This is a genomic window from Streptomyces sp. ICN903 (genome assembly GCF_022015835.1).
GTDB classification, from domain to species: domain Bacteria; phylum Actinomycetota; class Actinomycetes; order Streptomycetales; family Streptomycetaceae; genus Streptomyces; species Streptomyces fenghuangensis.
In genome coordinates this window covers 1-5,674 of sequence record NZ_JAKMAY010000342.1, presented here as the reverse complement: position 1 = coordinate 5,674, position 5,674 = coordinate 1, and the positions used below count along the sequence as shown (strand labels likewise).

The 5,674-nt window shown below is 71.9% G+C and carries 8 protein-coding genes; all 8 read left to right on the top strand.

The window, feature by feature from the left end:
• The first annotated feature begins 41 nt into the window (after nucleotides 1-41).
• The 8 genes from L7D48_RS25050 to L7D48_RS25020 all read left to right on the top strand — a co-directional run bounded on the left by L7D48_RS25050 (nucleotide 42) and on the right by L7D48_RS25020 (nucleotide 5,575).
• Nucleotides 42-515: a DUF6238 family protein gene (locus L7D48_RS25050; RefSeq protein ID WP_374493678.1), complete on the top strand. Its 474-nt coding sequence runs from the start codon at nucleotides 42-44 to the stop codon at nucleotides 513-515.
• 28 nt (nucleotides 516-543) lie between these two features.
• Nucleotides 544-2,043, top strand: a complete 1,500-nt coding sequence (locus tag L7D48_RS25045; RefSeq protein WP_237882764.1) for an ATP-binding protein — start codon at nucleotides 544-546, stop codon at nucleotides 2,041-2,043.
• Nucleotides 2,044-2,237: 194 nt separating this feature from the next.
• Complete coding sequence (locus tag L7D48_RS25040; protein WP_237882762.1) at nucleotides 2,238-2,816, top strand: suppressor of fused domain protein; 579 nt, start codon at nucleotides 2,238-2,240, stop codon at nucleotides 2,814-2,816.
• Between the two features lie 96 nt (nucleotides 2,817-2,912).
• Nucleotides 2,913-3,044: a hypothetical protein gene (locus tag L7D48_RS29225; RefSeq protein WP_256463238.1), complete on the top strand. Its 132-nt coding sequence runs from the start codon at nucleotides 2,913-2,915 to the stop codon at nucleotides 3,042-3,044.
• A gap of 35 nt (nucleotides 3,045-3,079) precedes the next feature.
• Nucleotides 3,080-3,523, top strand: coding sequence for a hypothetical protein (locus L7D48_RS25035; protein ID WP_237882760.1), 444 nt, complete (start codon nucleotides 3,080-3,082; stop codon nucleotides 3,521-3,523).
• Nucleotides 3,524-3,960: 437 nt separating this feature from the next.
• On the top strand, nucleotides 3,961-4,767 hold the full coding sequence (locus L7D48_RS25030) for a hypothetical protein (protein ID WP_237882758.1): 807 nt from the start codon (nucleotides 3,961-3,963) through the stop codon (nucleotides 4,765-4,767).
• 30 nt (nucleotides 4,768-4,797) lie between these two features.
• Nucleotides 4,798-5,295: a hypothetical protein gene (locus L7D48_RS25025; RefSeq protein WP_237882756.1), complete on the top strand. Its 498-nt coding sequence runs from the start codon at nucleotides 4,798-4,800 to the stop codon at nucleotides 5,293-5,295.
• Nucleotides 5,288-5,575 (top strand): hypothetical protein, encoded by a 288-nt coding sequence (locus L7D48_RS25020; protein ID WP_237882754.1) that lies wholly within the window; start codon nucleotides 5,288-5,290, stop codon nucleotides 5,573-5,575. Before L7D48_RS25025 ends, L7D48_RS25020 begins: the two co-directional genes overlap by 8 nt.
• The last annotated feature ends 99 nt before the right edge of the window (nucleotides 5,576-5,674 follow it).

The window sequence follows — 5,674 nt, the reverse complement described above, 5'->3', positions numbered from 1 at the left end:
CCCCCTCGCCCGCCCGTGACGCACCGCCCTCCGGCACTCCCATGAAGACCACCGCCATGCCGATCCCGCCGCCCCTGCCCGAACCCGCCGAGGGCTTCGTACCGCTGGCCACCGCCGCACTGGAGCTCCACCTCGCGCTCAACCTGCCCGGCGACAGCGCCGCCGCCGACCGCGCCGAGCTGGACGCCCTCCACGCCCATCTGGTCTCCCTCCACCGACTGCTGGACGCCCACACCATCCGCACCGGTCCGGTCGCCGCAGCCGAGGCGGACCACCTGCGGGCGGTGCGCACCCGGCTGTGGCAGGCCGCCGAGCATCTCCACGCCGCCTTCCACACCGCCCCGCGCCCCACGACCTGCCGACCGCCCGGGGCGGAGGCACACCGCCCCGGCCTGCGGGAAGGCCCGCCGTGGTCGGCCGTGTGCCGGCGACACCTGCGCACCGCGCTGCGGGTGCGGCGCCAGACCACCCCGGCCGACCTGCGCGACCCGTTCACCGGCCTCGTCCGCCACTGACCGTCCGTCCTTCCCGGAGGACACCGCCATGCCCCGCATCCGCGCCACCGCCAGCCGACTGTTCGTTCCCCACCAGGCCGAACGCGCCCAGGCCCGCGCGAGCCGCGAGCAGTTCGCCGCCGCCCGCAGCAAGGCCCGCGGCGCCGTACCCTCCCGGCCCCGCCCCTCCGGCAAGGGCGCCGATCCGGAACTGCGCGCCGTCTACCCGGCCGCCGGACGGCCCGGACCGGCCTCCGCGCGCGGCGGCCGACTCAAGCTGCCCGCCCACCGGATGACCACCGCGACCGCCGCCGGCGCCTACCCCTTCCTCGCCGAAGGTGGGCTGGGCGCCGAGGGCCTCTACATCGGCCGCGACGTCCACGCCGAGGCCGCCTTCTGCTACGACCCCTTCGTCCTGTACGGGCGCCTGGAGGGCTTCACCAACCCCAACATCCTGCTCGCCGGGGTCATCGGCATGGGCAAGAGCGCCCTGGCCAAGTCGCTCGCCCTGCGGGCCGTCGCCCACGGCTACCGCGTCTACGTCCCCTGCGACCCCAAGGGCGAGTGGACGGCCGTCTCCTCCACCCTGGGCGGCCGCACCATCGCCGTCGGCCCTGGACTGCCCGGCAGGCTCAACCCCCTCGACGCCCCGGCCCGGCCGCACGGCGCCGACGAGGGCGACTGGGCGGGCGAGGTCCGCAAACGCCGCCTGCTGCTGCTCGCCTCCCTGGCCCGCACCGTCCTCAAGCGGGACCTGCGGCCGATGGAGCACACCGCGCTGGACGTGGCCCTGGACCAGGTCGTCGCCCACACCGCCCGTACCGGCCGCACTCCCGTGCTCGGCGACATCGCCGCCGTACTGGCCGACCCCGACTACCTCGCCCGGGTCGCCGGGCCCACTGGGGGTCACCTGGCCGGCGCTGCCCAGGACCTCGCCCACGCCCTGCGGCGCCTGATCGCCGGCGACCTGGCCGGGATGTTCGACGCCCCCTCCACCGTGGTGTTCGACCCGGCCGCGCCCATGCTGACCATCGACCTGTCCCGGCTCGGCGGCTCTGGCGACGACACCGCCCTGGTTCTGGCCATGACCTGCGCCAGCGCCTGGATGGAGTCGGCCCTTGCCGACCCCGCCGGCGGCAGGCGCTGGGTGATCTACGACGAGGCCTGGCGCGTGATGCGCCACGTCGCCCTGCTGGAGCGCATGCAGTCCCAGTGGAAGCTCAGCCGCGGGCTGGGCATCGCCAACATGATGGTCGTCCACCGCCTGTCCGACCTGCTCACCGCAGGCGACGCCGGCTCCCGCAGCCGCGCCCTGGCCGAGGGCCTGCTGACCGACTGCTCCACCCGCATCGTCTACCGCCAGGAACCCGACCAGCTCACCGCCGCCGCCTCCCTCCTGGGGCTGACCGGGGTCGAGACCCAGGCCGTCGGCGCCCTGGTCAAAGGCCGGGGTCTGTGGAAGGTCGCGGGCCGCTCCTTCATCACCCAGCACCTCCTCCACCCCACCGAGCGAGACCTGTTCGACACCGACGCCCGCATGCAAGCTTGATCTCCTGGTGCCGCCCGGCCTCCGTGCTGTGCTGATCAACGCCTGGGAGGCCGCCGGGGCCGGTACAGAACATCCAGTCCCAGGACTGGTGAACTTGCATGGTGAGGTAGCGCGAGTTTGCGGCCGATGCCAGCGCTTCATGGCACCGGGTGATCTCTCGGAGACGCCCATCGGCGGTCTGGCATGATCGCGCGGTGAGCGTTGCGAGGATGCGGGCCGCGGAGGCCATCGAATCGCATGTCCGGGAATTCTTCGAAGGGCATCCCATGGAGGTCGTCGAGTACGACCTCGGGCCAGGACGGCGAGAGGTGCTGTCCGACCTGCGATTTCTCGTCGTGGGTCCCGGCCCGCGCAGCGACTGCTGGGCCTACGTAACGGCCGGTTGCTGGTCCGCGGTGGAGCAGGGCGGCCACGGGCTTGAGTTCGTCATGACGACCCATGTCCGCGACCAGCGGTTCGTCGAACTCATGGCGATGATCGCGTACTACCACTGCGGTGGGTATCGGCTTGGCCTGGGACACAGCATGCCGATCGGTGAACCGTGGGTGCCGGGTTCGGCCTGCGATCACCTGTTGATCAGCCTGCCCTATCTGCACGGACCTGGCCTTGAGCGCTGTCCGTTGCCCGCTGGACACGCTCGCATCCTGTGGGTCTTGCCGGTAACAGCGGCCGAGATCGAGTACCGCCGACATCACGGCCATGAGGCGCTGGAGCAGATCTTCGACGAGGTAGGGATCGTTCCCACCGACCCCTTCAGGACATCGGTCGTGTGAGTTGTCGTCCGGCCGCCCCGGAGTCGTGGGGCTCGGTCCCCGCCGGCGTATCGGCTCCAGGTTCCATCGGCTTCGACAACCAGGCAGGTGGCTGTCTTGTCGTGGCAACCGAGCGCCTTCGTGACGGCGGGAGTGGAGATCGTCACCGACAACCCGGACTCCGTCCCCTGCCGGCGCGTGATGACGGCCGCCCACGACGTCAAGGGATACGCCCGCCGCGTTCCGTGACCTCCGTCAATACCTCGTGGAAGGGAAGACCCCAGGTGGAAGCGTCCGAGCTCGCCGAGCTGCGCACCATGTTCATCTTCACCCCGCCGCAGGGCAGCACCTGGAACCTGGTGCTGGAGGACTTCGCGGCTCGTCTGCGTGAGCGCACCCCGGACGAGTTCGTCCGCATCGACGAGAGCCCCCAGGGGTCGGGCGCCCGCGGCCCGTCCATGAGCTTCGGCTTCACCCTCCAGGACGGAGCCGTCGAGGGAATCGTCCTGACGACCCCGGAGGGCGCAGCCGTCACCAACGTGACGGCCCAGGAGGCGGCGGAGTTCGCGATGTGGCTCCGCAACCACGTCGTACCGAACGGTGCACCCATGATGGTCAACACCGAGTGGGGAGTGGAGGACGACTTCCCCGAGGCCCTGGTACCGGACGTACCGCGCCCCAGCCTCGTCGCGGCCCTCCTGTCACACCTTGAGGAGAGGCTCGACTGACCAGCCGCAGCGGGCAGTTCGCCCAGTAGGTCCCCGGCGAACGAGGCGCCGTGATGGTCAACGTCTTGACCAGGGGACAGGCCTACCGGGTGGACGGCACGCTCATCCTCATCGAGGCGGACCAGCAAGTAGGTATGCCCGGAGACATGTATGCCGCAACAGTCGACCGAGCCAGCCGCGGAGTCGGCTCCGTAGCCTCGGCGCGACCCCGGCGGCGGGGCAGGTGACGGTTCAAGGCTCCGGCGCTACTGCACCTGCCACGCAGCCCGCAAGGACCTTCTCGTGCCCCGGCCACCCCGGGCTCATCGACTGCTACCGGAAAACCTGCGGCCCAGCCAAATCCCCTGACTTCCGGATCCTGCTCCTGCCCGGTCGTTTTCGCCCCGGGGATCGGGCACCACCCCTTGCCCGGGCGGTTCTTTCCAGGAGCAGCCTCCATGAGCAGCCCGCACGTCACGGTTCGCCACCATGACGAGTTCGGCGTCGTGGCATGGAACGTGCGCGACCACCACCTCGTCGACCACATGCTGCGTCTGGTCGGGTTCGAGCCCGTTCCCGGCCAGGCCCTGTATGCGCTCACCGAGCCGGACCGTGATCCGACCAGGCGCGCACGGCAGGCGATCGGTTCTCTCCGAGCGGCTCGCCTCACCGTCGTCGCAGATGCCGCCTACGACATCACCCCATCTCGTCGGCTCCCCTCCGGTCGCGGCCTTCTCGACCGCCGTGACCGGATCGCGTCGCAGACCACCGGCCACGGCAGTCCGGTCACCGGAGAACCGTCACCGTCAGGCCACGCCGGTGCCGGTGCCGGCGATCGGGCGCCGGCCGCGGACACCGGCCCGGACGTGGCTTTCGGTGTGCACCCCTCGCTGGGGGTCGTCGCCGCCGTCACCGACGGCCGCACGGCGGGCGAGCGGATCCTGCGGGAGCAGGGTTTCCGGTACCAGCCCCGACTGGATGTCTACACGCTGCCGGACACCTCCAGGTACCGCGAGGCCGTGCAGAAGGTCGCCCGGACGAGTGCGGCGCTGCAGCGGGCCGGTCTGACCGTCGCCGCTCAGCCGCACCTGGCCGCGTCCGTGGTCTCCGTACGCGTCCCCTCCCGTGCCGCTTCCGCGCGGGCCGAAGGCTTCGCGCTCGGCGGTGGTCCCGCCCGTACCTCCCAAGTGAGGACGGCGCAGACGGCCGCCACTTCCCGGGCCGCAGCCGCCGAACCGCGTCCCACCCGGGGCCCCTCCCGCTGATCGTTCCTTCCGAGAGGAGTCATGCCTTCGATGGCCGTGAAGAGGATCTGGACCATCGACCACGCCTGCGGACACCGGGCCGACAGGGACCTGTCCGACCGGCCCGCCGATCGCCGGGCCGGATACGCCCGGTGGCTCGCCGAGCGCGACTGCACCTCCTGCTGGAAGACCTCCCGCGCCGAGGACGCCGAGGCCAGGGCCGCCTGGGTGGAGGCCAAACGAACAGAGGAGCTGGCCGAGGCCGAAGCATGGGCCGCGCAGTACCGGATGCCTCCGTTGGAGGGCACCGACCGCCTCGTTCCCTGGGGTGTCCGCTGCCGCCACCGGCTCATGACCGCCGCATACACGGCCCTGGTCGTCGAAGGCGAGACCGGCGAAGCGGCCTGGGAGCGCATCGAGGACGCCGCCCGGACCGTCACCCGCGCCGGGTGGTGGGTCGATCAGCGCGACACCGATCCCGAGGACCTGCCCGAGTTGCTGGAGGCCGCCACCGAAGCCGACCGCCCGACCAAGAACCTCTATGTCTGATCCGCTCCCCGCCGAGGTCTCCATGCGCACATCCGACGGCAGCCGCACCCCTCCTTCCTCGCGGGCTCCCGGCATCGTCATCGCCCGGCACCCCGAGATCGGCGTCACCGCCGAGGACGGTGGCAAGCCGGCCGCCGCCCTGCTGCGGCACGCGGGCTTCATTCCGCAGCCCTCGCCCGGGCAGCAGTGGCACCGGCTCCCCTACGACTACGACCTCGGGGAGCCGGCCGGGAACGAAACGGCCGACCACGCCCCGGCGCTCGCAATGAGGGCCACGTGATGGCCGCCGCCGGAAGAGCTCACCGTGCCGACCCCGCCACCGCCCCTGCCCGCTCCCGGAGTCCGCCGTGCCGTCTCCGCGCGCCCGTACGCCCTCCCC

Coding starts and splice junctions, on each gene's coding strand:
- L7D48_RS25050 (WP_374493678.1), top strand. CDS start 42: ATGAAGACCACCGCCATGCCGATCCCGCCGCCCCTGCCCGAACCCGCC.
- L7D48_RS25045 (WP_237882764.1), top strand. CDS start 544: ATGCCCCGCATCCGCGCCACCGCCAGCCGACTGTTCGTTCCCCACCAG.
- L7D48_RS25030 (WP_237882758.1), top strand. CDS start 3,961: ATGAGCAGCCCGCACGTCACGGTTCGCCACCATGACGAGTTCGGCGTC.
- L7D48_RS25025 (WP_237882756.1), top strand. CDS start 4,798: ATGGCCGTGAAGAGGATCTGGACCATCGACCACGCCTGCGGACACCGG.
- L7D48_RS25020 (WP_237882754.1), top strand. CDS start 5,288: ATGTCTGATCCGCTCCCCGCCGAGGTCTCCATGCGCACATCCGACGGC.